Annotated in this window: 21 protein-coding genes; 6 read left to right on the plus strand and 15 right to left on the minus strand. The window is 65.2% G+C overall.

Annotation, left to right across the window (positions count from 1 at the left end; translation table 11 throughout):
* Positions 1-26: 26 nt before the first annotated feature.
* The 4 genes from PTQ19_RS11085 to PTQ19_RS11100 form a co-directional block, all read right to left on the minus strand.
* Entirely contained in the window at positions 27-938 is a 912-nt protein-coding gene (locus PTQ19_RS11085; RefSeq protein ID WP_274367377.1) for an ABC transporter permease, read from the minus strand.
* Positions 935-1855: an ABC transporter permease gene (locus tag PTQ19_RS11090; RefSeq protein WP_206551655.1), complete on the minus strand. Its 921-nt coding sequence runs from the start codon at positions 1853-1855 to the stop codon at positions 935-937. Before PTQ19_RS11090 ends, PTQ19_RS11085 begins: the two co-directional genes overlap by 4 nt.
* A gap of 62 nt (positions 1856-1917) precedes the next feature.
* Positions 1918-3522, minus strand: a complete 1605-nt coding sequence (locus PTQ19_RS11095) for a peptide ABC transporter substrate-binding protein (protein ID WP_274367378.1) — start codon at positions 3520-3522, stop codon at positions 1918-1920.
* 64 nt (positions 3523-3586) lie between these two features.
* Positions 3587-5299 (minus strand): dipeptide ABC transporter ATP-binding protein, encoded by a 1713-nt coding sequence (locus PTQ19_RS11100; protein WP_274367379.1) that lies wholly within the window; start codon positions 5297-5299, stop codon positions 3587-3589.
* 386 nt (positions 5300-5685) lie between these two features.
* Here PTQ19_RS11100 and PTQ19_RS11105 point away from each other — a divergent pair, with 386 nt between their 5' ends.
* The 5 genes from PTQ19_RS11105 to PTQ19_RS11125 are packed head-to-tail and all read left to right on the plus strand — an operon-like array spanning position 5686 to position 10307.
* Positions 5686-6372 (plus strand): RraA family protein, encoded by a 687-nt coding sequence (locus PTQ19_RS11105; protein WP_274367380.1) that lies wholly within the window; start codon positions 5686-5688, stop codon positions 6370-6372.
* Positions 6365-7198 (plus strand): carbon-nitrogen hydrolase family protein, encoded by an 834-nt coding sequence (locus PTQ19_RS11110; RefSeq protein ID WP_274367381.1) that lies wholly within the window; start codon positions 6365-6367, stop codon positions 7196-7198. Before PTQ19_RS11105 ends, PTQ19_RS11110 begins: the two co-directional genes overlap by 8 nt.
* A complete protein-coding gene (locus tag PTQ19_RS11115) occupies positions 7188-8525 on the plus strand; it encodes an aminotransferase class I/II-fold pyridoxal phosphate-dependent enzyme (protein WP_274367382.1) in 1338 nt (445 codons plus the stop codon). The genes PTQ19_RS11110 and PTQ19_RS11115 overlap by 11 nt, the downstream gene beginning before the upstream one ends.
* Complete coding sequence (locus tag PTQ19_RS11120; protein ID WP_274367383.1) at positions 8522-9325, plus strand: alpha/beta hydrolase family protein; 804 nt, start codon at positions 8522-8524, stop codon at positions 9323-9325. Before PTQ19_RS11115 ends, PTQ19_RS11120 begins: the two co-directional genes overlap by 4 nt.
* A gap of 1 nt (position 9326) precedes the next feature.
* On the plus strand, positions 9327-10307 hold the full coding sequence (locus tag PTQ19_RS11125) for a proline iminopeptidase-family hydrolase (RefSeq protein ID WP_274367384.1): 981 nt from the start codon (positions 9327-9329) through the stop codon (positions 10305-10307).
* Between the two features lie 51 nt (positions 10308-10358).
* Here PTQ19_RS11125 and PTQ19_RS11130 read toward each other — a convergent pair whose 3' ends face one another.
* The 3 genes from PTQ19_RS11130 to PTQ19_RS11140 are packed head-to-tail and all read right to left on the minus strand — an operon-like array spanning position 10359 to position 12157.
* On the minus strand, positions 10359-11453 hold the full coding sequence (locus PTQ19_RS11130; RefSeq protein ID WP_274367385.1) for a fatty acid desaturase family protein: 1095 nt from the start codon (positions 11451-11453) through the stop codon (positions 10359-10361).
* A 27-nt stretch (positions 11454-11480) separates the two neighbouring features.
* Positions 11481-11981: a hypothetical protein gene (locus PTQ19_RS11135; RefSeq protein WP_274367386.1), complete on the minus strand. Its 501-nt coding sequence runs from the start codon at positions 11979-11981 to the stop codon at positions 11481-11483.
* 5 nt (positions 11982-11986) lie between these two features.
* A complete protein-coding gene (locus tag PTQ19_RS11140) occupies positions 11987-12157 on the minus strand; it encodes a hypothetical protein (protein WP_274369092.1) in 171 nt (56 codons plus the stop codon).
* Positions 12158-12362: 205 nt separating this feature from the next.
* On the opposite strand from PTQ19_RS11140, the gene PTQ19_RS11145 reads away from it, so the two are divergent.
* Entirely contained in the window at positions 12363-12617 is a 255-nt protein-coding gene (locus PTQ19_RS11145; RefSeq protein ID WP_274367387.1) for a hypothetical protein, read from the plus strand.
* 362 nt (positions 12618-12979) lie between these two features.
* Here PTQ19_RS11145 and PTQ19_RS11150 read toward each other — a convergent pair whose 3' ends face one another.
* From PTQ19_RS11150 to nrdI, 8 genes are all read right to left on the minus strand, one after another.
* Positions 12980-13762 carry an alpha/beta fold hydrolase gene (locus PTQ19_RS11150; RefSeq protein ID WP_274367388.1) on the minus strand — a complete coding sequence of 261 codons (783 nt, stop codon included), beginning with the start codon at positions 13760-13762 and terminating at the stop codon, positions 12980-12982.
* A 79-nt stretch (positions 13763-13841) separates the two neighbouring features.
* Complete coding sequence (locus tag PTQ19_RS11155; RefSeq protein ID WP_274367389.1) at positions 13842-14609, minus strand: SDR family NAD(P)-dependent oxidoreductase; 768 nt, start codon at positions 14607-14609, stop codon at positions 13842-13844.
* A 604-nt stretch (positions 14610-15213) separates the two neighbouring features.
* A complete protein-coding gene (locus PTQ19_RS11160) occupies positions 15214-15828 on the minus strand; it encodes a hypothetical protein (protein WP_274367390.1) in 615 nt (204 codons plus the stop codon).
* 442 nt (positions 15829-16270) lie between these two features.
* Entirely contained in the window at positions 16271-16687 is a 417-nt protein-coding gene (locus PTQ19_RS11165; protein WP_274367391.1) for a hypothetical protein, read from the minus strand.
* A complete protein-coding gene (locus PTQ19_RS11170; RefSeq protein WP_274367392.1) occupies positions 16684-18984 on the minus strand; it encodes an RHS repeat-associated core domain-containing protein in 2301 nt (766 codons plus the stop codon). Before PTQ19_RS11170 ends, PTQ19_RS11165 begins: the two co-directional genes overlap by 4 nt.
* Positions 18985-19856: 872 nt before the next feature.
* On the minus strand, positions 19857-20837 hold the full coding sequence (gene nrdF / locus PTQ19_RS11175; RefSeq protein ID WP_179410255.1) for a class 1b ribonucleoside-diphosphate reductase subunit beta: 981 nt from the start codon (positions 20835-20837) through the stop codon (positions 19857-19859).
* A 39-nt stretch (positions 20838-20876) separates the two neighbouring features.
* Entirely contained in the window at positions 20877-23036 is a 2160-nt protein-coding gene (gene nrdE / locus PTQ19_RS11180; RefSeq protein WP_274367393.1) for a class 1b ribonucleoside-diphosphate reductase subunit alpha, read from the minus strand.
* On the minus strand, positions 23018-23452 hold the full coding sequence (gene nrdI, locus PTQ19_RS11185) for a class Ib ribonucleoside-diphosphate reductase assembly flavoprotein NrdI (RefSeq protein ID WP_274367394.1): 435 nt from the start codon (positions 23450-23452) through the stop codon (positions 23018-23020). The genes nrdE and nrdI overlap by 19 nt, the downstream gene beginning before the upstream one ends.
* Positions 23453-23469 lie beyond the last annotated feature (17 nt).

A 23469-nucleotide genomic window follows, 5' to 3' on the forward strand; every position in this document is an offset into this window, starting at 1 on the left:
CGGGGTCCAGACGGTGCGCGGCCGCCTCAGGCTGCGCCGTGCGTCGTCTGGAACCCGGCCTGCCTGATCGACTCGCCCAGCAGCACGAACCCTGCCACGCACAGCGTCAGCGCGACCGCGGGAACGTAGAGCAGGTGCGGTGCCGAGGCGAAGTACGGCTCGGCCTGAGAGAGCTGCAGCCCCCACGAGAACGCCGGCGCCTGCAGTCCGATGCCGAGGTAGGTCAGGGTGGCCTCCGTGGCGATCACGGCGCCGACCTGCAGGGTGCCCAGCACGATCACCGGACCGATCGTGTTGGGCACGACGTGCGTGCCCAAGATCTTCCATGTGGGCAGGCCGAGTGATTTCGCCGACGTGACGAAGCCACGGCCGGCGACCGAGATCGTCGAGGTGCGCATGACGCGCATCGCTGTCGGCCACGAGAACAGGATGAGCACGAGCGAGACCATCCACACACTGCGCACCTCGACCGAGTTGAGCACCAGTACGGCTCCCAGCAGCAGTGGTACCGAGATGACCACTTCGGACAGACGCGAGAGCAGGGCGTCGAGCCAGCCGCCGTAGTATCCGGCGAGCACCCCGAGAACGACCGCGATCAATGACGTGCCGAGGGTGACGACGGTGCCGACGATCACCGAGTTGCGGGCGCCGTAAACCACGGTCGTGAACAGGTCGCAGCCCTGTACCGAGAAGCCGAGTGGATGCCCGGGCTCGGCGCCCGGACCGACGCGGGAGTTGCTCAGATCGCAGGCCGCAGGGTCACCGTTGCCGAAGAGTCCGGCGATCGCCGCCGGCCACACGGCCATCACGACGAACGCGGCCACGAGCACTCCGCCGATCCAGAACTCGGGGTTGCGGCGCAGCTTGTGCCAGATGGTCGGCCGGGTCTCGGCCAGCGCGATCACGGCCGTGGAGTCGGGAGAGGTGGTGAGTGTCATGGCGCGATCCTGGGGTCGAGGAGTTTGTGAGCGATGTCGACGAGGATGTTCATCACGAGCACGACGAGCACGCCCGCGGTGACGATGCCGACCACGACCGAACCCTGCTGGGTGTTGATCGCGGTGAAGAGGGCGCGGCCGATCCCGGGCAGGTTGAAGATGCCCTCGACCACGACCGCGCCGCCCAGCAGTGCCCCCAGGTCGACTCCCAGATAGGTGACGACGGGCACCAGGGCGTTGCGGAACACGTGGCGGCCGCTGAGTCGCAGCGGGCTGATGCCCCGCGCCTTCGCGGTGCGCACGTAGTCGGCCGAGACGGTCTCGAGCAGGCTGGTGCGCATGAGCCGCGCGATCGGACCAACGCCGAGCATGGCGATGCAGAACGCGGGCAGGAGGTAGGCCAGGGGCCAGCCCGCCGAGACGCCGGCAACGGGGAACCATCCCAGTGACAGGCCAAACCATTGCTGCAGGAAGAAGGCCAGCACGAAGGTGGGGATGGCGAGCGCGAGGATCGCCACCGACGTCGCCATGCGGTCGGCGATGCCGCCGGGTCGCAGCGCGGCCACGATGCCGAGCGTCACGCCGATGATCAGCTCGAGAACCCATGCGGTGAGGGCGAGCTGGATGGTCACGGGCCAGGCGTGGGCGAAGATGTCGCTGACGTTCTCGCCGGTGACGGTGGTGCCAAAGTCTCCCTGCAGCAGCCCGGTGATGTAGTACCAGTACTGCACGAGCACCGGTTGGTCGAGGTGGTAGCGCGCCTCGAGGTTGCGCACGACCGTCTCGCTGAGCTCGGCGTCTCCCGCCAGCGCTCCGAGGGGGTCGCCGGGCAGTGCGAACACGGCGAGGAAGACGAGCAGCGAGGTGCCGAAGAAGACCACGACTCCCTGCAGGAGTCGGGTGAACAAGTACGTCATGAGGAGGATCCCTTTCGGGGCCGGGTGGGGCCCGCCGAGGTCGTCGGCGGGCCCCAACGGGGTCAGTTCACCGCGACCTGCGAGAACTCGCCCTTGTTGAAGGCGTCGGGCTCGTACGCCTGAGCGCGTTCCGAGACGACGTACGTGCTTGGGTAGGTCCACAGCAGAATCGAGGGCATGTCGGCGATGACCAGGTCCTTCGCCTCGTTGTACAGCGCCTTCTGCTCATCGGGATCCCCGGTAGCGGCCGCCTGCTGCAGCAGGGCGTCGAATGCGTCGTTGTGATAGAACGAGCCGTTCACGCTTCCGCTCGACGAGTAGGACGGTCCGAGCGTGTCGATCGGCGACGGGTGACCGGCCGGTGCGCCCAGGGTGACGGGCGACTGCACCTCGCGGCTCTTGATGCCGGGCCACGTGTTCTCGGAGGCGACCTGATCGAGCTTGACCTCGACGCCGAAGACGTCGCTCCACTGTCGGGCGATGGCCTCTGCCCAGATCTCACGACCGGTGCCGGTCACCGAGGCGATGCGCAGCTCTCCGGGGATGCCACCGGCCTCGTCCCAGAGTTGCTTGGCGCGCTCGGGGTCGTACTGGCACAGCTCTCCGCAGGCGTCGTCGCGGTAGCCGACGCTGACCGGGATGTCGACGTCGGTGGCGACGTGCGCCTCGCCGTCGAGCAGCGAGGTGATGATGGCGTCGCGGTCGATGGCCAGCGACAGTGCCTTCCTGATCTGCGGGTCGTCGTAGCCCGGCAGGTAGGTCGGCAGGCTGAGGTAGTTGCGCCAGTCGTCGACGGCGGCCCGGCGCACGAGGTCGGGGTAGGACGCCTCGGCGGTCGGGATGTCGGCCGGGTTCAGCGAGACGATGTCGACCGAACCGGCTTCGTAGTCGGTGTAGGCGATGTCGTTGCCGGTGTAGACCTGGAACACCACGCCGCCGTTGAGCACGTCGCCGCCGGCGTAGTCGTCGTAGCGCTCGGTGACGATCTCGGCGCCGCCGGTCCACGGCTCGGTCACCCGGTAGGCGCCGTTTCCGATCGGCTGCTTCGCGAAGCCCTCGGGGTCATCGAGCGCTGCCTGCGGGATCGGCGAGTAGTACGACTTGGCGAGCAGGAACGGGAACTGGCTGTCGGGTTCGACGAGCTCGACGGTCAGCTGCAGCGGGCCGTCGACAGTGACGCCCGCCAGCACCTCCGCCGTGGGCTCGCCTTCGGCGGGGGCGACGGCGTCGTATCCCACGATGTTGGAGAACTGCTTGGCCTGCACCCAGGCGTTCTCGGGCGCGACGGCGGCGTTCCAGCCTCGCGCGAACGCTTCGGCGTCGACGGCTTCGCCGTTGTGGAACGTCCAACCGTCCTTGAGGGTGATCTTCCACACTCGCTGGTCGTCGGACTCGATCGTCTCGGCCACGAGGTTCTGGGGCTGCCCCGAGACCGGGTCGAAGGCGACGAGACCGTCGAACACCGCGCCGACGACAGTGTTGGCGAACAGCCCGGTGCTGTTGCCGGGGATGAGGCTGGTCGGCTTCTGGATGCCGACGCGCAGCACCGCGTCGCCGTCGGCGGCGTCGGCGGAGCTCTGCGACGGGGCGCATCCGGTGGCGATCAGCGAGATCGAGAGGGCCGCGGCGATGAGGCCCCCTCGTCGGAGGGAGAAGAGTCGAGACATGGGTGTGCTCGTCCTTTCGGGTGGGTGGTGGTGAGGGGTGAGGGAAAAGCGGGAGAGGATGGCGCTACGCGCCGACGGCGTCGCGGAACAGCGCGCGTCCGGGGATCGCATCGATCAGTTCTCGGGTGTACGGATGCTGCGGATCACCGAGAACGTCGGCAGTGGCGCCGTGCTCGACGACCGCTCCTCTGCGCATGACGAGCAGGTCGTGGGAGATCTCGGCGATCACGCTCAGGTCGTGCGAGATGAACAGGTAGGAGACGCCGAGTTCGCGCTGCGCCTCGGTGAGCACGTCGAGGATCTGCGCCTGCACCAACACGTCGAGCGCCGAGACGGGTTCGTCGCACACGACGAGTTCGGGTGACGGGGCGAGCGCGCGGGCGATCGCGACGCGCTGGCGCTGCCCTCCCGAGAGCTCACTGGCCGTGCGGTATCGCACCGTGCGGGGCAGTTGCACCAGGTCGAGCAGTTCCAGCACGCGCGCATCGCGTTCGTCCGGCGTTCCGATGGCGAACGCGTCGAGCGGCTCGCGCAGGCTGCGTTCGATCGAGAACAACGGGTCGAGTGATGCGTACGGGTCTTGGAAGATGGACTGCACCGCGCGACGGAAACCCTTCATCTGCCGTTTCGACAGCGAGGCGGTGTCACGTCCCTGAAAGACGATGGACCCGCTGGTCGGGCGCAGCAGCTGCAGCACCATCTGCGCAGTGGTGCTCTTGCCAGATCCTGATTCCCCGGCGATCGCGAGCGTGCGACCGGCGGGGATGGAGAAGGACACGTCCTCGACCGCGGTGAAGGGTGGGCGACGGTTCTTGCCCCAGCCGCGAGCCGGATACACCTTTGACAGGCCGTCGACGCGGAGCGCCGGGGCCGTGTCCGTTGACGGCTGCGCAGTCGCGTTGCCGCGCGGCGCTGCGGACGCCCGTTCGCCGTCGCCGAAGCGATTGGCCACGGCGAACGGAGCCGCGGCGACGAGTGCCTTCGTGTACTCGTCCTGCGGCGCGAACAGCACGTCTCTCGAGGCCCCCTGCTCGACGATGCGCCCGTGGTGCATCACGATCACGCGGTCGGCCCGTTCGGCGGCGAGCCCCAGATCGTGCGTGATCAGCAGCACCGCGGTGCCGGACTCGGCGGTGAGCTCGGCGAGGTTGTCGAGGATCACCCGCTGCACAGTCACGTCGAGCGCCGAGGTCGGTTCGTCGGCGATCAGCACGGTTGGTGCGTTGACGACCCCCGCTGCGATGAGCGCGCGCTGACGCATGCCGCCCGAGAACTGATGCGGATAGAGGCGGTAGCGTTCCCGTGCGTCATCGAGGCCGGCCCTGCCGAGCGCATCGATCGCGCGCTCGCGGTAGACGGCGGCTGTGGCGTCGCGGGTCACGCTGGCTGCTTCGGCCACCTGGTTGCCGACGCGCATGACGGGGTTGAGGTTCGACATCGGGTCCTGCGGAACGTACGCGAGCGCGGTGCCGCGCAGCGGACGGATCTCGCTCTCGTCGGCGCCGAGGATCTCGCGCCCCTGCAGGACGACGCTGCCCGAGGTGCGGGCGTTGCGCGGAAGCAGGCCGAGCACGGCGTTGATGACGGTCGTCTTGCCCGAGCCGGACTCGCCGACGATGGCGACGGTTTCGCCAGCCCGAAGGCGGAAGTCGACGGCGCTCACGACCTCGCGGTCGCCGTACGAGACGGCGAGGTCGACGACGTCGAGAACCGTCTGCCCGTCCGTGTGTTCGCGGTGCGGGTCTCCTGATGGCGGGGTGGTCCATTGGGGGGACATGGATGCTCCTCGATGAGCTGAGTGAGGAGCTTGGGCGCCGGGTTCAGCATAGGGAGACCGTCCCGGTGCATGTCAAACACGAAACGCGCGAGATCGGCGCTGCCTGCGCACCGACAGCATCCGACCCCCTCGGCGAAAACCCCTTTGATCTGCGCTTCTTTTCGCAACTTTTGTTCACGAACATAAATCTTTGTTATTCGACAAACGGCGTTCCTATGCTGGGAACCAGTCAGCATCAGATCCCTTGAGCTTGGGCGCTCAGATCGATACCGACGAGTTCCCCTGAACGGATCACGCTCCCCGCGAGCACCTCCAGGCGAAGTCGACATGCAGAGAGGCACGACATCCGTGATGCGCAGTACCCCCAGTTCCCCCGGGAGCAAGTCATGACCCGCGGGGCACGTTTCTTCCGTACCGGAGCGATGGCACCCCGCCTCGACGAGCAGCTGGTCGACCGGCTGCGCGCGTCGTCGACCGCGACGCTCGGCCATCTGACCGATCTCGGCTTCGTGCGCGGACTGACCGCCATCGCCCCGATCCGGTCGTCTTTCGTCGGAAGCGCGCTCACCGTGCGCATCCCCCATGCCGATTCCACGGCCGTGCACCATGCCCTGGGCCTGGCGCAGCCGGGCGACGTGCTCGTCATCGATCAATCCGGCGATGACGCGCGCTCATCGTTCGGCGGTACGCTCGCCGGCATCGCGGCCGATGCGGGCGTCGTCGCCGCGATCAGCAACGGCCGCACCAACGACGTCGACGAGATCGCCGAGCTCGGCTTCCCGCTGTTCTCGCGCGGCGCGACTCCGCTGACGACGCGACTCCACGGGTTCGAGGGCCGCATCAACGACCCCGTGAGCGCCGGCGGTGTCGCCGTGCTGCCCGGTGATGTCGTCTTCGGCGACGCCGATGGTGTCTGTGTGATTCCGCGCACGGACGCGCAGCGGATCCTGCAAACCCTCGAAGAGCTCGATGCCGATCCCGTGATCCTGGGTCTGCGCGATGCCGTGCGTGCGGGCACTCCGCTCGGTTCGATCACCGGCGCGAGCGCCCTGTACGAGGCGAACCATGGGTGAGCGTCTGCGGGTCGGCGCCGTCCAGCTGCACTCCCCGCTCTCTCCCGCCGAATGCGCGGTGCAGTGCGGTGAGTGGATCGCCGCGGGACGCAAGGCCGCACTGGATCTGCTGGTGCTGCCCGAGTCGGCGTCCAGCCGCACGGACGACCCTGCCGAGACACCGGTCGCCGAACCGCTCGACGGCCCGTTCGTGCAGTCGTTGATCGCGGCGCTCGACGGCAGCGGTCTGACAGTGATCGCCGGGATCACCGAGTCGGCCGGCGATCGCCCGTTCAACACGGTCGTGGTCGTCGATGCCACGGGCATCCGCGCGGTCTACCGAAAACTCCACCTCTACGACGCGGCCGGCATGCGCGAATCCGATGCGATCCGCCCGGGCGAGCATGCTCCCCCGGTGATCGACGTCGGCGGCTTCGGCGTCGGCGTGATGACCTGCTACGACATCCGCTTTCCCGAGACGGCGCGCGCGCTGGCCCTGCAGGGGGCCGACGTTCTCGCCGTACCGACGTCGTGGGTGCGCGGGCCTTTGAAAGAGGCGCACTGGAGCACGTTCTGCGCAGCGCGCGCCCTGGAGTCGACCTGCTTCGTGATCGGGGCGGGTCAGACCGGCGGCACTCGGATCGGATGCTCGATGATCGTGGCGCCGGACGGCACGACGATGGCCTCGGCCGGGGTCGAGCAGACGCTGTTGGTCACCGAATTCGATCGCGCCCGGGTGGATGCTGCCCGCACGGCGTTCCCGCTGCTCGCGCAGCGTCGATTCGACCTCGATCTGGTTCCTCGTCCGCCCGAGCTCGTCAGCGGGGTCCGCCGCCATGACGGGTAACGGTGCGATGCCGGCCTGGGCCCGGCGCGATGTCTTCCCCGATGTGACGCCCCGCGGCATCGCATCGTCGATCGCGACGTCCATCCGCGATGATGTCATCGCCCCCGGCGAAGCCCTGCCCACGGTGCGCGACCTCGCGGCCGAGCTGCGGGTGAGTCCCTCGACGATCTCTGCGGCCTGGGGCCTGCTCAAGCGGCGCGGTCTGATCGCCGGTACGGGCAAGTCCGGAGTGCGGGTCACGAGCGCGAGCGGTCAGGTGCGCCGACTCGAGCTGATGTCGACGGTGCCGGGCACACGCGATCTGCGCCTGTTGCATCCGGATGTCTCGCTGCTGCCGGCCCTGGATCAGGCCTTGATCGGGGCCGCGCAGCAACCGAATCTCAACGAGTACTACGACTCCCCGATCCTGCCCGAGCTCGAAACGGCCATCGCCCCGACGTGGCCGGTGCGCTCCCATCGCTTCGCCGTGGCGAACGGTGGCGCCGACGCGATCTGGGCAGTGCTGCACGCACACTCGGTGCCGGGTGACCGTGTTGTCGTCGAGATGCCCACGCAGCCGCAGCTGATCAGCCTGATGGTCGATCTCGGGCTGAGCATCGTGCCGGTGCCGTACGGGCCCGACGGTCTCGACGAGCGTGCGCTGCGCGATGCGCTGCAGACGCTGCCCGCCGCGGTGTTCCTGCAACCGCGTTCACAGGCGCCGACCGGGCGTTCGATGACGCGCGAGAACCGCGACCGCATCGTCTCGCACATGAGCGGACGCCACCAGCCCCTGGTGATCGAATACGACGACCTCGGGCCGCTCTCGCGCCGCGAATACTGGTCGACGGCCGAGCTGCGCCCCGCGCACACGGTCGTCATCCGCTCGTACGAGAAGTCGTACGGTCCCGACCTGCGTCTGGCGGTCATCGGCGGACCCGACGAGGTCATCCAGCGCGCGCACGCCGAGATCCGTCTCACCCGACAGTGGACCTCGCGTATTCTGCAGTCGGCCCTGCTGTGGATGCTGCGCGACGGCGCCACAGAACAGCAGGTGCAGCGCGCGCGCGCCGAGTACGGGGCGCGTCTCGACGCCTTCACCGAGGCATTGCGCGCGCGAGGTGTCGATGTCGACTCCGACGACGGGTTCTGCGCATGGGTGCCGGTGCACGACGAAGGGCGCACGATCGAGGCACTCGCACTGCAGGGCGTCGTCGCACTGCGCGGCGAGTCGTCCTGGTCGGCCCCCAACCCGCCGCACGTGCGCATCGCCACGTCACGCCTCCCGGTCGAGGATGCCGCCGCGATCGCTGATGCGCTGGTGCGCACCGGTGAGGTGACGCGATGAGGTTCGGAACCGGTACCGCACTCGTGAAGGACCCGCGGTTCAGCTGGTGGAGCGCCGTGCCGGAGTCGCCCTGTGGGGCGGTTGCGGTGCTCATCCATGGCAGTGATCGCGATCCGGTCGGCATGCGCCGGGAGTTCCTCGACTGGGCGGAGCGCACCGGCACTGCGCTGCTGGCACCGTTGTTCCCCGCCGGCGTGCCCGATGCGGGCGACGCGAACGGGTACAAGCAGCTGCGGTCGGGTGACACGCACTTCGATGACGTTCTGCAGTGGACGCTCGACGCCTTCATCGAACGGGAGCTGTTGGACGTCGACCGGCTCGAGCTGTTCGGGTTCTCGGGTGGCGCCCAGTTCGCCCATCGGCTGGCCCTCGTGCATCCCTCGGATTGGTCGGCGGCGGCGTTCGCGGCCCCCGGAAACGTGACCCTGCTGGGTTCCGAGCATGCCTGGTGGCCGGGCGTGGGCGACTTCGCCACGGTGTTCGGGCGTGAGCGCGATCACGCCCGGCTCCAGGCGTTGCCGGTGCACGTCTTGGTCGGAGCAGACGACGACGGCTCCGGCGTCATCCACGTCGGCGAGCATGAGCCCCGCTGGCGGGCCGGCGCCAACGACGCCGGCAGCACGCGCGTCGACCGCGCCCGCCACCTGGCACAGAACTGGCACGAGCACGGCGTACCGGCGACGTTCGAGATCGTCGCCGGTGCCGCGCACGACCTTGCACCTCTCGCACCCCAAGCACAGGCGTTCTTCGACCGCGTCCGCCGGGCCGACGACTTCTCCGACGCCCGGGAAGGGAACTGACATGACTACTCATACCGCCGCAGACGTCGAGATCACCGAAGGACGCTTCTCGTGGCATGCCGGCAGCACGTACTACCGCGTCGCCCGCCCCTCCGACGGGTCGCCCGATGCGGACGGCTCGGCTGTGCCGTTGCTCGCCGTGCACGGCGGACCGGGCTGCACGCACGACTACCTGCTGAGCCTCGACGACCTCGCCGGGCAGCGCACCGTCGTGTACTACGACCAACTGGGCAGCGGGCGCTCGACGCATCTTCCCGATGCGCCGAGTGACTTCTGGACCGTTGAACTCTTCTTGCAAGAGCTCGAGCTGTTGCTGCGCCACCTCGGCATCACCGAGTACGACCTGCTGGGGCAGTCGTGGGGCGGAATGCTGGGGTCAGAGCATGCCGTTCGGCGCCCGCGCGGACTGCGGCGCCTGATCATCGCCGACTCCCCCGCGTCGATGCCGCAATGGCGTGCGGCAGCCGTCGAGCTTCGCAATGCGCTCCCGGGTTCGGCGGGCGAGGTCATCGCCCGGCACGAGGCGGCGGGCGACTTCACATCAGCGGAGTACGCCGCAGCATCCGATGTGTTCTACGCGCACCACGTGTGCCGGATCTCTCCGCTGCCCGGTCCGGTGCAGCGCACATTCGATCTGCTGGCCGAGGATCCGACGGTGTATCACGCGATGAACGGCCCGAGCGAGTTCATGGTCATCGGCTCGCTCCGCGAGTGGTCGGTGATCGACCGCCTCGATCGCATCGACGTGCCCACCCTCGTCATCAACGGCGCGTACGACGAGGCGACGGATGCTGTCGTGCGCCCGTTCGTCGAGCTCATCCCGCACGCCGAATGGGTGCGGTTCGACCAGTCGAGCCACATGCCCCACTGGGAGGAGCGGAACGAGTTCATGCGGGTCGTCAGCGCGTTCCTCAACCGGGTGGTACGAGACGACCGAGTCATCGTCACCCAAGACAGCAACGGGCACGACCGCACCGACTAGGTCGGTGCGACGTACCGCTCTTTCCCAACGGAGAGGGCGCGGGGCACCAGATCAGGTGGCACCAATGTAGTTGCGTTGCTCGACAAGAGGACAGGTGAAGACGTCGCGCTCGCCCAATCCGACCTTGTTGATGTAGCGGATGACGATGGCGTAGGCGGCGAAAAGCCCGGTCTGTGTGTACGGCACGCCCACTCGGCGGCAGTACTCGGCGATCACCGGTGCGGCCCTTCTCAACTGAGGGCGCGGCATCGAAGGAAAGAGGTGGTGCTCAATCTGGTAGTTCAAGCCGCCCATGAGGAAATCGAGCACGCGGGTCCCCCGGATGCTCCGGCTCATCATCACCTGCCGACGCAAGAAGTCGAGCTTCATGTTTCGCGGGACGATCGGCATGCCCTTGTGGTTGGGAGCAAAGGCGATCCCCATATGGAATCCGAACACGCCAAGTTGCACGGCGAGGAAAGCCGCAGCGATACCGGGAGAGAGCACCAGGAACACGAGCGTGATGAAGCCGACCAGCCGGATACAGAGGAACACGATCTCGACGGTGCGGTGTTCGAGGCGACCCCGCGAGAGCACCCGGCGCACGCTGGAGGCATGTAGCGAGACACCTTCGAACAGCAGAATGGGGAAGAACAGGATCCCCTGGTGCGCCCTCAGCCACGTGAGGACGCGTCCGAACTCACGCTGTGCGGTCTCTGTCGTCACCGCGATGACGGGTAGCTCGATGTCGGGGTCAGCGCCGAGCTTATTGGGGTTCGCATGGTGACGGGTGTGTTTGTGCTGCCACCACCCGTAGCTCATCCCAACCAGCAGATCGCCCAGGATCAGACTGATCCAGTTGTTCCAGCGTCCAGAGACGAAGATCTGCCGATGCGCGGCATCGTGTCCGAGAAATGCTGTCTGAGTGAACAGGAACGCCAGGAGGACCGCGGTGAAAAGTTGCCACCATGTGTCGCCGACCCAGACGAAGACGACCAGCGCAACCAACAATGCGAGCGTGAGCAGGATGATCTTGCTCCAGTAGTACCCATAGCGCCGACGCATCAAGCCGCTGTTGCGGATCTGCAAGGCGAGTGGGGTGAAGAGGTTTGGCTCAGTGGCCGCGCCGCCCTTCGCTCTGGGGGTAGTGCTCCGTACGCCGCCCATGATTGACCTTCCTTCGGAAGCCCCCGGTCATGACGTGGAGGAGGCTCCCCCCTCGTTATCCCAAACCTGGATCGGTCTTGCCTGGACAGGACCAGGTTCGAACACGACGGTGCCTGCGAGCGCCGCGACGGCGGCCGCACGCTTCAGCTCGCGACGCGCCAGGGTCTTCGCTTCGGCGGCAGCAGTAGCCCTCAGACCCGAGGAGAGCACCGCGACCTCTGCGAGGTAGTTCGCGATGACCCGCGACAACCCCGAGTTGAGTTCCTCCAGGTTCGTGTTGCGAATCTCAAGACGGCGATCCGATACGTGCAGAGCCACCCCGGGAAACCCCTGCTCTTCGAGGAACCGGCGCGTGTCCTCGCTCTCGATGGCGGCCACTTCATCCCGCTCTAGCTTGCGGGTGAACACCGCCTCGACGGTATACCTGGCCGGCGCGGCCGAAGTCATCAACGACGCCGGTAATGATCCCACCAGAACCTGCTGCACACCAAGCGGCCCCGGTTCGTTGGCGCTGGACGAACCGCTCATCTCTCTCACCCTCCTCGCGCGCGATTGCGACGCACAAGCCCGAACACGATCGTCCCGAACGCGAGGATCAGGCCGATCACGCCGAGCCAGAACAGCCCCTCGAAGGCGAACCCCACCACCGCGAGCACAGCCCACGCGATGAGAAGCACTACAATCACCGTCCACATGTTGCTCACGCTACGCCTAGCGAGTGCTATCCGATAGACCAAGTTCAGACCCCCCACCCCCTGGAGAGGACTGAGGAATCCGTATCTCAGCGGGGCTTGCCACCCAACGACTGCGCTGCGCTGGTGATCGAGTTCGGTACGTGCGTTCTCTGCTGTTCATCCTGCTGGCGCGCTTCCTGTGTGCGTGTATATGTTGAGCGCGTACGGTCAGGAGATGAACGCAGACAAGCGCCCCGAAGAAGAGGCAGACGAACGGGCGAAAGAACAGCAAACTGACGGTGACAGCGGCGGTATCGCCGCGTCCGAGGAAGCATCGAAACGCAGCGCGCGGTGGGAGCAAGCCGTCGGTCAGCATTGGCATCCGTACGTTGCGACCCCCGCATCCCAGGACCGTGCAGACGAGGCGAAACGATCACGCGCGTCGAAACCACATGACATTCCTTCTCAGCAGCCCGATCCTCGCGGCTGAGCGGTTTGAAGCGCCCTGAGTTTGTTGAAGGCTCCTGACCTCGGAGACGAGGCGGAGACTGCGCCGAAGGAGCTGGCGAATGGGCAGCCGACGATGCGTCGCCACTCGGAGGAGGAGAAGGCCGCCGCGGCGCGGGCGGTGAGAACGCTGCGGGTGGAGCTCGACCGTTGCTACTGGTTCGAGTGGGATGTGAGAGTTTCATCGAAGAATCACACGGTGACCGCGTGTACGTCAGGAGCGACGGGCCAGGTCACCGCGCGCTAAACACTACGCAGGACTCAACTCGACATGTGAGAAGCACCTCTTCTGGCGCGAGCCGCACTCGTCGCGCTGCTCGAAGAGCAGAAGTACTGCTCGGGAAGTCAGATGCTGTCCAGCACCTTTCGGGCGGTCTCCTCAGGTTGCAGGAATGGGAAGAGATGCCCAGCCCCGTCGATCGACAGCAGCCTTGTGTTTCCAGGATTGCTGGCGGCCAGCTGTTCTCCATTGGCGGGCGGAGCGATCTGGTCTCGCGTCCCCTGGATGATCAGCGCTTTGGCGCCGGGGCGGATCGGCGCCCATTCCTCCTGCGGTGTGGCAAGGTTCGCAGTCCGCTGGACCGCGCCTAACCCGGGATCGCGCGCCTCCTTGATAGCGTGCCACGCTGCGACGGCATCGCCTGGGTCACCGACCATGTAGATCATGGCGGCTTCCGCTTCGGAGTCGGTGACGTCTGAGAACGCAATCCGAAGCGCCTCCTGCGCCTCTGCTGAGGGGGTGACGGTACCACCCGCGGCGAGCAAAATGAGTCCGTGAACCCGGCCGGGAAAGTCCAACGCCACCGTCCGCGCCACCCGATTGCCGAAAGCGTGTCCAGCGATCCAGCTCGGGGGTAGTTCGAGGCGCGCCATGACCGCCGCCACCTCATCCGCGAATGTGTGCATCGTCACGGCACGACCGTCGCCCTCGGCCCGAGTGCCGCGCGCTTCGATCCGTACCACTCGATGTCCGGCCTGAACCAGGCGGTTCGCGAGCGGGATGAGGTACGACGAGTTCAGGCTACCCCCGGGCAACAGCACGATTGGGACCCGGTCCGCGCCTACCTCGGGACTGTCGTCGTAGAAGAGCGTTCCCCTAGTTTTCTCGTGCGATCTGCCGTCGTTCACGGCGTTCCCCCTTGTGTTCCAGAAGGCCGGCCGCAGAGATCAATGTCCCGGCCCCCGCACAAGAAACCGCCGGACCCACTCACTTCTCGCGGCCTCTCCGGCCTGCCGCCAGATCACCGGTCAGATCGGAAAGGTCGTTGCCCTCGAACATCGGATAAACCCGCCCGCGCGACCAGACCGCGCCGGTGTCCCCGCCAGGGTCGAGAGTCGCAAGCATCTTGAAGGTGTCGTACTCCTGGTCGGGCGCGCCCAGATGCGAGGGATCCCCGAGTGCGCCGTCCTTGGTCATCCCTGTCAGAGACATCCCCGGGAAGAGCGCATTGATGCAGATACCCGCGTCCTTGTTTTCGGCCGCCGCAACTCTGTTGAGTACCCACATCGCGGCCTTGGCCGCACCGTAGGCAGAGGTGTTCGGTGTCCCAGTTTCGGCGACTCGCGAGATCACGTTGAGAATGTTCCCCGACCCCTGGGGACGCATGTGCTCCAGGGACGCCTTCATGCCATAGAAGCAGCCGTTGACGTGGATGGACTGAAGCAGCGCGAATTTCGCGGGGTCAGTGTCTACGAGAAGAGTATTGAGCGCGATTCCGGCACAGTTGACGTAGACGTCGAGCTTGCCCGTTCGGTCAACTGCGAACTGGACGGACGCGCGGACCTGCTCCCAGGAACTGACGTCGGCGTGGGTAGTGAGGATGCCTTCGATGCCTTCCAGCGCCGCCAGTCCTTGGTCGTTGATATCGGTGGCGACAACAAGGGCTCCATCTGCGGCGAACCTCTTCGCGATGGCCCGCCCAATGCCGCTTCCACCACCTGTGATGACGATGGTCTTGCCTTCGATGCTCCCCATCTGGTCCCCACTTTCGCCCTTTTGCGATCGGACCTTCTCAGCTGATCAGCTTCAGTGGTGCATGTCAACCGTTCCTCGGCGACAGACACCCACGCCGCTCAAGCTGGAGGAGTAGCGTGAGCGACACACAGCAACATTCTTCGAGGCCGATCTGCTCGGGCAAGCTTCTGTGTGTGCGGCGCCACGCTCCGTGGCGCCGCACACAACTGTGCGGCGTCACCATACTTGGCGCTGATACCGCACAGTTGGCTCAAGTCCTGGCTGAAGTCACGCCGGCCACCATCTAGGCGCTTGCGTCACAGAAGTTGGCACAGTTTTTGAAACTATCCAACTGTCCGCCGTCCTCTCGCGATGTCCCACATCCTCAGCACAGCGTCCCAGGTCCATAAACTGTCTGTTGCTGAGGCCTGCGGAAGAACGCAGCTAAAGTGCCGGTGCGCTTCAATCGTGCGCTCGAGGAGCTCGTCACGTTGCCCGCCAAGTCGCGCGTGTACTCACGGCTCGCGACACAGTGTCCTGTGTTGGCAAACACGGCATTGTCGAGCACATTCGTCACATCCCGGTCGCCGGATCATAACTAGAACAACCGTCGACAGGCAGCGAATCACGTCAGCAACCCTCGAGTTCGGATGTTGTCGAGGAAGGTGCTGCGCTCCTGGTCCGATAGCGGAACCTTGAAGTCCGGCTCGGTGAAGTCTGCAAGCGCCGTTTCGACCGACACGAAGTCCACGCCTGCTGACAACCATTTGCCCTTGGACTGCCGCGACAGAACGATGGCGATGTCCCAGGATCGCTCGGCCCAGACAGCCCACTCTCCAGAGCTTCCAGCGATACCCACGACATTAGCCGTATACGCCACCGAGCCAGTGGGATCGTCCCTCGGTTCGTAGGTGACGGCTTCCCAAAAGGTCTGTGCGATTGTCCGACCAGACAGGGTGAAGGCCGGGTACGAACCGTAGTGCTCGCGGTAGTAGGCAGGTGTCGGGTCGAAGACCACAACGCTCGCACTGGTGTCCCCATGAGCGTCGACGAGATCCTGCAATACCGAGCCAAATGGCCCCTCGATAGCGAGGCTGAACTGACACAGATCGGCGTTCCCCACCGGAATCTTGAATGGCCAGTCTGGCAGGCGAAGATCGATGTCCACGGCGTGCGTGAGCACGCCGAGCACCTGCGAGAAGGACTCGTCGTCCACGGGATAGACGTGCGGATCGGTCACGGCACCTACCCCAATCGGATCTCGAGGATATGCCGTGTCGAGCCGGATGGCATGAAGTCGGCGGTCCATCCATTGGAGCCGCTGGAGTTCTTGCTCCGAAGGACGTACTTGGCGCCATCCTTCTGGAAGATCTGGACGGCGCCGTCCATTGAAGTGCGAGAGATCCAACCTAGATTGCCCACGAAGCTACGTGACTTGCCGTCGCGCTGATGGCCTTGCCCGTGGCAATCCCGAGGACACCTCCCGCAAGGCCGAACCCCGCGGAGACGCTTGTCGCTGTGAGCGCTCCACCCAGGGTCGCTGCGGGTGCACCGAACGGCCGTTGGGCGGCTCGCCGCCCGTGTACGCCTCCACCCGCTCGCCTGACGAAGGAATGGACTCCCCGCCGCCGCCGACGCCATCCAGACGGCGATGAGGTCGAACAGCGCTGCGAGAAGACGCCTCATGGCCTCTCACCCAAGAGTTTGAGAAGGTCATCAATCTCGCAACTCGTGACCTCACCGTCGACCACGTCCCCGATCTCGTCAAGCCTCGAAACCGCCTCCGCTATCGCGTCCTCCCATGCGTCCTCAAAGTCGATCTCGACGGGACGAATTGGCCCGGGCGAACGATTCGCGACAAATCCGGCGCTTACAAACGAAGCCCACGCCTGCACTGATTCGGGCCCGTAGACACCGTTGCGTAGTGCACGGAGGACCGAGACAGCAGCTGTTCGAGGTACAACGAGCGGCCCCCCCAGCGCATCAGCTGCTGAGAGAAGTTCTTCGTGCTTTGCGGACATAACAGCGCTCATCGAGCCGAGTTCTCCTCTGATGACCCCGGCAAGCAACTCCGCTAGCGATGTGTTCGCGTACCTCACTGGACAAACTTCCTTTCGATGAAGCCGTCAGGTCCGATGGTATCTTTGTACCGACTGATGATGTTGCCGCCGCTATCAATCTGTTGGACGTAAACCTTCCCGTAGCCCGGGTTGTTGGCTGGCGAGAAGAATTGGAGGCGATACCCACCTCCAGGGAGTCCGATTGCTTGGAAGTCCTGACTCTTGCTGGTTGCCCCACGGAAGAAGCGGTTCCCGACAGCCGCCAGATCGCCAGGTAGCCCCTCCCTCGCCGCTGCCCGGCTTCCGAAATTAAGAGTCTCCGGCACAGCCTTTGCGGCCGCCTGTTTTGCTGCGACGCCGCCTAGGAATCTGTTGACGCCGAGGCCGACACCGACGCCTACACCGCCGAGAGCTCCCCCGAGCGTGCCAGCGTACGCGCCATCTTCGAAAGTGCGTGCCTCTGGTGCTGTGGTGACTGTGTACTGTGCCGCACCGGTTCCGGCGCCTATGACCACGCCAGCGACGATGCACGCTCCGGCGCTGACGATGACGCAGACGACGCCCACCGCCACGAGTGCCGTGATTCCGATTGCCTCGGCCGCAGCCCCGCCGTCCCCGTAGGGGTTCGCTTCGGTGAACATCGGCGAGTTCGAGTCCCAGTTCGTGATGCTCCACGGGGCTTGTGCCTTCGCGGTGTTCCCCGCCGCCGGCGGCGCTGCCTTCGGTCCACGTCCTGCGGGCTGGGTCCACGGCTTGTTCGCCTGGCTGGCATTCTTCATCTGTTGCGGGGTGTACTGCTTCCCATTCGGGGCATCGATGATGGGCCGCAGACCGCTGGCATCCGAGTAGGAGATGGGCGAGTTGAACGCGTAGGCGTAGGCGTTGGAGTGACGTGGGTCGGATGTGTCGAGCAGCGGGTCAACCGTGACGAACCTGCCAAGGGCCGCGTCATAGGCGCGGGCACCGAGCTGGGTGAGACCCGTGGCAGACTTCGGCTGATTGAGGTACCCGAAGTTTGACGACCAGGTGTTCGATCCTCCTCGGGCCACTCCGTACGGATCCATCCACCGCCTGGTTACCGTGCCTGTGGCCGCGTTGATCTGCAGACCGACCGTCCCCACGGGGTCGGGGGAAAGCCACCACAGACCACCACCGGTCCCTGAGGTGCGTTCCGCGACGGTGATCCCGGCAGCCTGATACGACCGGACGCCTGTCGTTGTCGTGCCTACCGTCCGCAGCACAGTATTACCGAGGAACAGCGATGCCCCGTCAGACCCACCCCACCGCAGGAGCAGCTGACCGTCGGCGGTGTAGATGCTCTTTTCGGTTGTGGTGCCGTCAGCGATTGAGCTGACGCGGCCAGATTCGTCGTAGGTGAGGGTCTGCCCCGCACGCTTGGTCATCGAACCGGAATCGTCGTATTGATACGGGTTCGTGACCGTCGTTGCTCCGGTCGTGGCCTTGACCTCGGTGACGGCGTGCGGCCGGGCGGCACCGGCTGCCGGATAGCTGTATGTCGAGGTCGTGGGCGTCCCGTTGGCCCCGATCTTCACGGTGCTGCTCGTTCGATTCCCTGTGTCCGGATCGACCGTGTACTTCGCGGAGTACGGTGCAGGTCCGCCCAAGGCACCTGATGGGCCGTCGGCGCAGTCGCTGGTGGCCGAGGACCATGCTGCGGTCATTGCCTGCAGCGGCCCGTAGGTGTAGCACTGCACGTCGGCTGTGTGAGCGGCCCCGGTCGTGGTGGCCTTGGTGACGACACCTGCGGTGTTGCGGGTGTACTCGCGCAGGGCTTCCTGCGTAAAAGTCGTGCCGTTTCGGCGAGTGGTTTCGTCGAGCGACTTGAGGTCCCGGGTGCCGGTGTCGTAGGAGAGCGTGAGCGCGCTCCAGACCGTTCCCGAGCGAATGATCTGACTCACTTGACCGCTCGCCGTATAGGTGATCGAGCTGGCGTATCCCGCAGCGCCCGAGAGGGCAGACTGCCGCCCTAGCGAGTCGTACAACGGGTACAGCTCCTCAGCGGGCAGTCCTCCCGCCGCCGGAAGCACCATCGCGGAGACAGTGCCATCCGGGTTGTAGTACGTATTCGTCGAGTAGGTCGTCCCCGCGAACGCGGGAGCTCCGGCCGGGATCAGAGTCTTAGCGCCGGTGGGGCGGTATCCGTTGTCATAGCCGGTGGTCTGGGTCTTGTACTCCTTCCCGTCGACGAAGCGTGACGACGAGGTGAGCATGCCCTTCGCGAGGGTGTCGTAGGTCCAGGACGCGAGGATGGTCCCGGTGGTGCTGCCGCTGCGTTCGGGATGAGAACTGAACCGGTGCGGGACGTTCCCGACCACACCTTGCCGATGGTCACCGTCGCAGCCGCCGCTATGGACTGCCGAACAGTCGACTGAAGCCGCTCCACGTCACCCGGGGCTCCGTCTGCGATGAACTGTTCGGCCTCCTCGACAGTCTCGAAGCAGGAGACGACCGCGGGATGTCATCGGGGGCGGGGTCACCTTCGGGCACGGGAATGCCACCGACGGTGCAGGCCACGGGATCTTCGACGGATGACGTCGGCGCGAACGCCGGGACGGGGACTACTACTAGGGCCAGCACGAGCGCTGCGGAGGCGGATAAGGCACGCCAGAACATAGGAAGCTCCTCCGATAGGAATTGGATTCGCTTAGGTATGTCCAAAACCCACCGAAGAGTTCCCGGTGAGACTGCGCCTTATGGAGCAGATCCCCGCAAACACGCGGAACTTCCCACATCGGCTTGACGCAATCTCTGTAGCACGCAGCCGCTCCCGGCCTCAGCCCCGTACGCCGGGGGCCGGGGCGACCTACCGATGGGTGACGTCAGATCGGTTTACTTGGGGGCGGGGACCTGGCTGCACCACAGCCCGTAGTGGATAGGCCTCACCGACGAACGGTCCCCTCATCGATACCCGCATCTGCGGCCACACGTCGAATGCTCTTCTCACCCATAGCAGCGCGCAGATTGACGACGAACGTGCGTGCGGCTTCGCCGGCGGGGTCCGTGGACGGGACGTCCGGCCATGAACTGGTGAGATCCCTGGGAGTGGGGTGCGGAACGTTAGCCATAGGCTTCGCACCCCTATCTCTCAATGGTTTCTTACGCCAACTGCGGAATCAGTGCCACATCCTAAGACGTGTGCCAACTTCAACGTGGTGCGGCGCCACAATGCGTGAAGCCGCACACCGACTCAGAAGTCCCAGTCGTCGTCTTCGGTGGCCTCGGCCTTGCCGATGACGTACGACGAGCCCGACCCCGAGAAGAAGTCGTGGTTCTCGTCTGAGTTGGGCGACAGCGCCGAGAGGATCGCCGGGTTCACGTTCGTGACGGTCGAGGGGAACATCGCCTCGTAGCCCAGGTTCATCAGCGCCTTGTTGGCGTTGTAGTGCAAGAACTTCTTGACGTCCTCGGTCAGCCCGACACCGTCGTACAGGTCTTGCGTGTACTGCACCTCGTTCTCGTACAGCTCGTACAGCAGCGAGAACGTGTAGTCCTTGAGCTCTTCACGACGCTCGGGCGTCTCGGTCTCGAGCCCACGCTGGTACTTGTAGCCGATGTAGTAGCCGTGCACGGCCTCGTCGCGGATGATCAACCGGATCAGGTCGGCGGTGTTGGTCAGCTTCGCCTTCGACGACCAGTAGATCGGCAGATAGAAGCCCGAGTAGAACAGGAACGACTCCAGCAGGGTCGAAGCGACCTTGCGCTTGAGCGGGTCATCGCCACGGTAGTAGTCGACGATGATCTGCGCCTTCTTCTGCAGGTTCTGGTTCTCGACCGACCAGCGGAACGCCTCATCGATCTCCTTCGTCGACGCGAGGGTCGAGAAGATCGACGAGTAGCTCTTGGCGTGCACCGACTCCATGAAGGCGATGTTGGTGTACACCGCCTCCTCGTGCGGGGTCAGCGCGTCGGGGATCAGCGAGACCGCGCCCACCGTGCCCTGAATGGTGTCGAGCAGCGTCAAGCCGGTGAACACGCGCATGGTCATCAGCTGCTCTTGCTCGGTGAGCGTGTTCCACGACTGCACGTCGTTCGACAGCGGCACCTTCTCGGGCAACCAGAAGTTGCCCGTCAGACGGTTCCAGACCTCGAGGTCCTTTTCGTCCTCGATGCGGTTCCAGTTGATCGCCTGCACGTGGTCGACCAGCGTGAGCTTCGGAGAGGGAGTCATCTTGCCATTCCTATTCTGAAAAAGTCCCTGGTCAGCGCGTCACAGCATGCAGCTGACGCACTCCGTCATGTCGGTGCCCTCAAGCGCCAGCTGACGCAGACGGATGTAGTAGATCGTCTTGATACCCTTGCGCCATGCGTAGATCTGCGCCTTGTTGATGTCACGGGTGGTCGCGGTGTCCTTGAAGAACAGCGTCAGCGAGAGGCCCTGGTCGACGTGCTGCGTCGCCGCGGCGTACGTGTCGATGACCTTCTCGTACCCGATCTCGTAGGCATCCTCGTAGTACTCCAGGTTGTCGTTCGTCATGAACGGCGCCGGGTAGTACACACGACCGAGCTTGCCTTCCTTGCGAATCTCCACCTTCGACGCGATCGGGTGGATCGACGACGTCGAGTTGTTGATGTACGAGATCGAACCGGTCGGCGGCACGGCCTGCAGATTCTGGTTGAAGATGCCGTGCTGCTGCACGCTCTCCTTCAGCTCGACCCAGTCCTGCTGCGTCGGGATGCGGTGACCGGCGAAGAGCTCCTTGACCTTCTCGGTCTCGGGAGCCCAGACCTGGTCGGTGTACTTGTCGAAGAACTCGCCCGACGCGTAGGTCGAGTCGGCGAAGCCCTCGAAGGTCTCGCCGCGCTCGATGGCGAGCTTGTTCGAGGCCTTCAGCGCGTGATACAGCACCGTGTAGAAGTAGATGTTCGTGAAGTCGATGCCCTCATCAGAGCCGTAGAACACCCGCTCGCGAGCCAGGTACCCGTGCAGGTTCATCTGCCCGAGGCCGATCGCGTGCGAACGGTCGTTGCCGTCTTCGATCGACCGCACCGAGCTGATGTGGCTCTGGGTGCTGACCGCGGTCAGCGCGCGGATCGCGGCCTCGACGGTCTTGCCGAGGTCACCGGCATCCATCGACAGCGCGATGTTCATCGAACCGAGGTTGCACGAGATGTCCTTGCCGATCTGGTCGTACGACAGGTCGGTGTTGTACGTCGTCGGGGTGTTCACCTGCAGGATCTCGCTGCACAGGTTCGACATGTTGATCCGACCCTTGATCGGGTTGGCCTTGTTCACCGTGTCTTCGAACATGATGTACGGGTAGCCCGACTCGAACTGGATCTCGGCGAGCGTCTGGAAGAACTCGCGCGCGTTGATCTTCGTCTTCTTGATGCGCGCGTCGTCGACCATCTCGTGGTACTTCTCGGTCACCGAGATGTCACCGAACGGCACCCCGTAGACCTTCTCGACGTCGTACGGCGAGAACAGGTACATGTCCTCGCCCTTCTTGGCGAGCTCGAAGGTGATGTCGGGAACGACGACGCCCAGCGACAGCGTCTTGATGCGGATCTTCTCGTCGGCGTTCTCACGCTTGGTGTCGAGGAAGCGCATGATGTCGGGGTGGTGCGCGTGCAGGTAAACCGCACCGGCGCCCTGACGCGCGCCCAGCTGGTTGGCGTAACTGAAGCTGTCTTCGAGCAGCTTCATGACGGGGATGATTCCCGAGGACTGGTTCTCGATCTGCTTGATCGGCGCACCCGACTCGCGGATGTTGCTCAGCAGCAGAGCGACCCCACCACCGCGCTTGCTGAGCTGCAGCGACGAGTTGATGCCGCGGGCGATCGACTCCATGTTGTCTTCGATGCGCAGCAGGAAGCAGCTGACGAGTTCGCCGCGCTGTGCCTTGCCGGCGTTGAGGAAGGTGGGAGTGGCCGGCTGGAAGCGGCCCGAGATGATCTCGTCGACGAGCTCGATCGCAACCTGCTCGTCGCCCTCGGCGAGGGCGAGAGCCGTCATGACGACGCGGTCCTCGAAGCGCTCGAGGTAGCGCTTGCCGTCGAACGTCTTCAGCGTGTAGCTGGTGTAGTACTTGAACGCGCCGAGGAAGGTCTCGAAGCGGAACTTCTTCGAGTACGCGAAGTCGTTGAGCTTCTGGATGAACTCGAAGGAGTACTGGTCGATGACCGCACCTTCGTAGTACTGCTTCTCTACGAGGTAGTCCAGGCGCTCCTTGAGCGAGTGGAAGAAGACCGTGTTCTGGTTGACGTGCTGCAGGAAGTACTCGCGGGCCGCGCGCTTGTCGGCATCGAACTGGATCTTGCCGTTCGCGTCGTACAGGTTCAGCATCGCGTTGAGGGCGTGGTAGTCGAGCCCTTCGAAGGCGGGGTTCATCTTGAACTCGACTGCGTCTGTCACTGTAGCTTCCACCATCGTTCCAATCCGTCGCTCACGCGATCGACGTCGTCCTGCGTGCCGAATACCTCGAACCGATACAAGTGCGGCACGTTGCACTTGCGGCTGATGACTTCACCGGCGAGGCAGAACGCGTCGCCGAAGTTCGTGTTTCCCGCCGAGATCACTCCGCGGATGTTGCGCCGGTTGCGCTCGTCGTTGAGGAACCGGATGACCTGCTTGGGCACGGCGCCCTTCTCGACGCCGCGCCCCTGCCCACCTCCGTACGTGGGGGTGACCAGCACGAACGGCTCGTCGATGACCAGCGGTTCGTCGGTGCGAAGCAACGGGATGCGGCGAGCGGGCAGGTCGAGTTTCTCGATGAACCGCGCGGTGTTACCCGAGACGCTCGAGAAATACACCAGCAACGGCACCTCGGTGGCGACCGCGCTCATGATCCACTCCCTTTGGT

The sequence above is a fragment of the Microbacterium esteraromaticum genome, assembly GCF_028747645.1.
Taxonomy (GTDB): Bacteria; Actinomycetota; Actinomycetes; order Actinomycetales; family Microbacteriaceae; genus Microbacterium; species Microbacterium esteraromaticum_C.

Excerpts from the sequence above, each read along its gene's own strand:
- PTQ19_RS11130 (WP_274367385.1), bottom strand. The coding sequence starts at position 11,453 with ATGGGCGGCGTACGGAGCACTACCCCCAGAGCGAAGGGCGGCGCGGCC.
- PTQ19_RS11105 (WP_274367380.1), top strand. The coding sequence starts at position 5,686 with ATGACCCGCGGGGCACGTTTCTTCCGTACCGGAGCGATGGCACCCCGC.
- PTQ19_RS11145 (WP_274367387.1), top strand. The coding sequence starts at position 12,363 with ATGAACGCAGACAAGCGCCCCGAAGAAGAGGCAGACGAACGGGCGAAA.
- nrdI (WP_274367394.1), bottom strand. The coding sequence starts at position 23,452 with ATGAGCGCGGTCGCCACCGAGGTGCCGTTGCTGGTGTATTTCTCGAGC.
- PTQ19_RS11120 (WP_274367383.1), top strand. The coding sequence starts at position 8,522 with ATGAGGTTCGGAACCGGTACCGCACTCGTGAAGGACCCGCGGTTCAGC.
- PTQ19_RS11110 (WP_274367381.1), top strand. The coding sequence starts at position 6,365 with ATGGGTGAGCGTCTGCGGGTCGGCGCCGTCCAGCTGCACTCCCCGCTC.
- nrdE (WP_274367393.1), bottom strand. The coding sequence starts at position 23,036 with ATGGTGGAAGCTACAGTGACAGACGCAGTCGAGTTCAAGATGAACCCC.
- PTQ19_RS11085 (WP_274367377.1), bottom strand. The coding sequence starts at position 938 with ATGACACTCACCACCTCTCCCGACTCCACGGCCGTGATCGCGCTGGCC.
- nrdF (WP_179410255.1), bottom strand. The coding sequence starts at position 20,837 with ATGACTCCCTCTCCGAAGCTCACGCTGGTCGACCACGTGCAGGCGATC.
- PTQ19_RS11155 (WP_274367389.1), bottom strand. The coding sequence starts at position 14,609 with ATGGGGAGCATCGAAGGCAAGACCATCGTCATCACAGGTGGTGGAAGC.
- PTQ19_RS11125 (WP_274367384.1), top strand. The coding sequence starts at position 9,327 with ATGACTACTCATACCGCCGCAGACGTCGAGATCACCGAAGGACGCTTC.
- PTQ19_RS11095 (WP_274367378.1), bottom strand. The coding sequence starts at position 3,522 with ATGTCTCGACTCTTCTCCCTCCGACGAGGGGGCCTCATCGCCGCGGCC.
- PTQ19_RS11100 (WP_274367379.1), bottom strand. The coding sequence starts at position 5,299 with ATGTCCCCCCAATGGACCACCCCGCCATCAGGAGACCCGCACCGCGAA.
- PTQ19_RS11135 (WP_274367386.1), bottom strand. The coding sequence starts at position 11,981 with ATGAGCGGTTCGTCCAGCGCCAACGAACCGGGGCCGCTTGGTGTGCAG.
- PTQ19_RS11115 (WP_274367382.1), top strand. The coding sequence starts at position 7,188 with ATGACGGGTAACGGTGCGATGCCGGCCTGGGCCCGGCGCGATGTCTTC.
- PTQ19_RS11090 (WP_206551655.1), bottom strand. The coding sequence starts at position 1,855 with ATGACGTACTTGTTCACCCGACTCCTGCAGGGAGTCGTGGTCTTCTTC.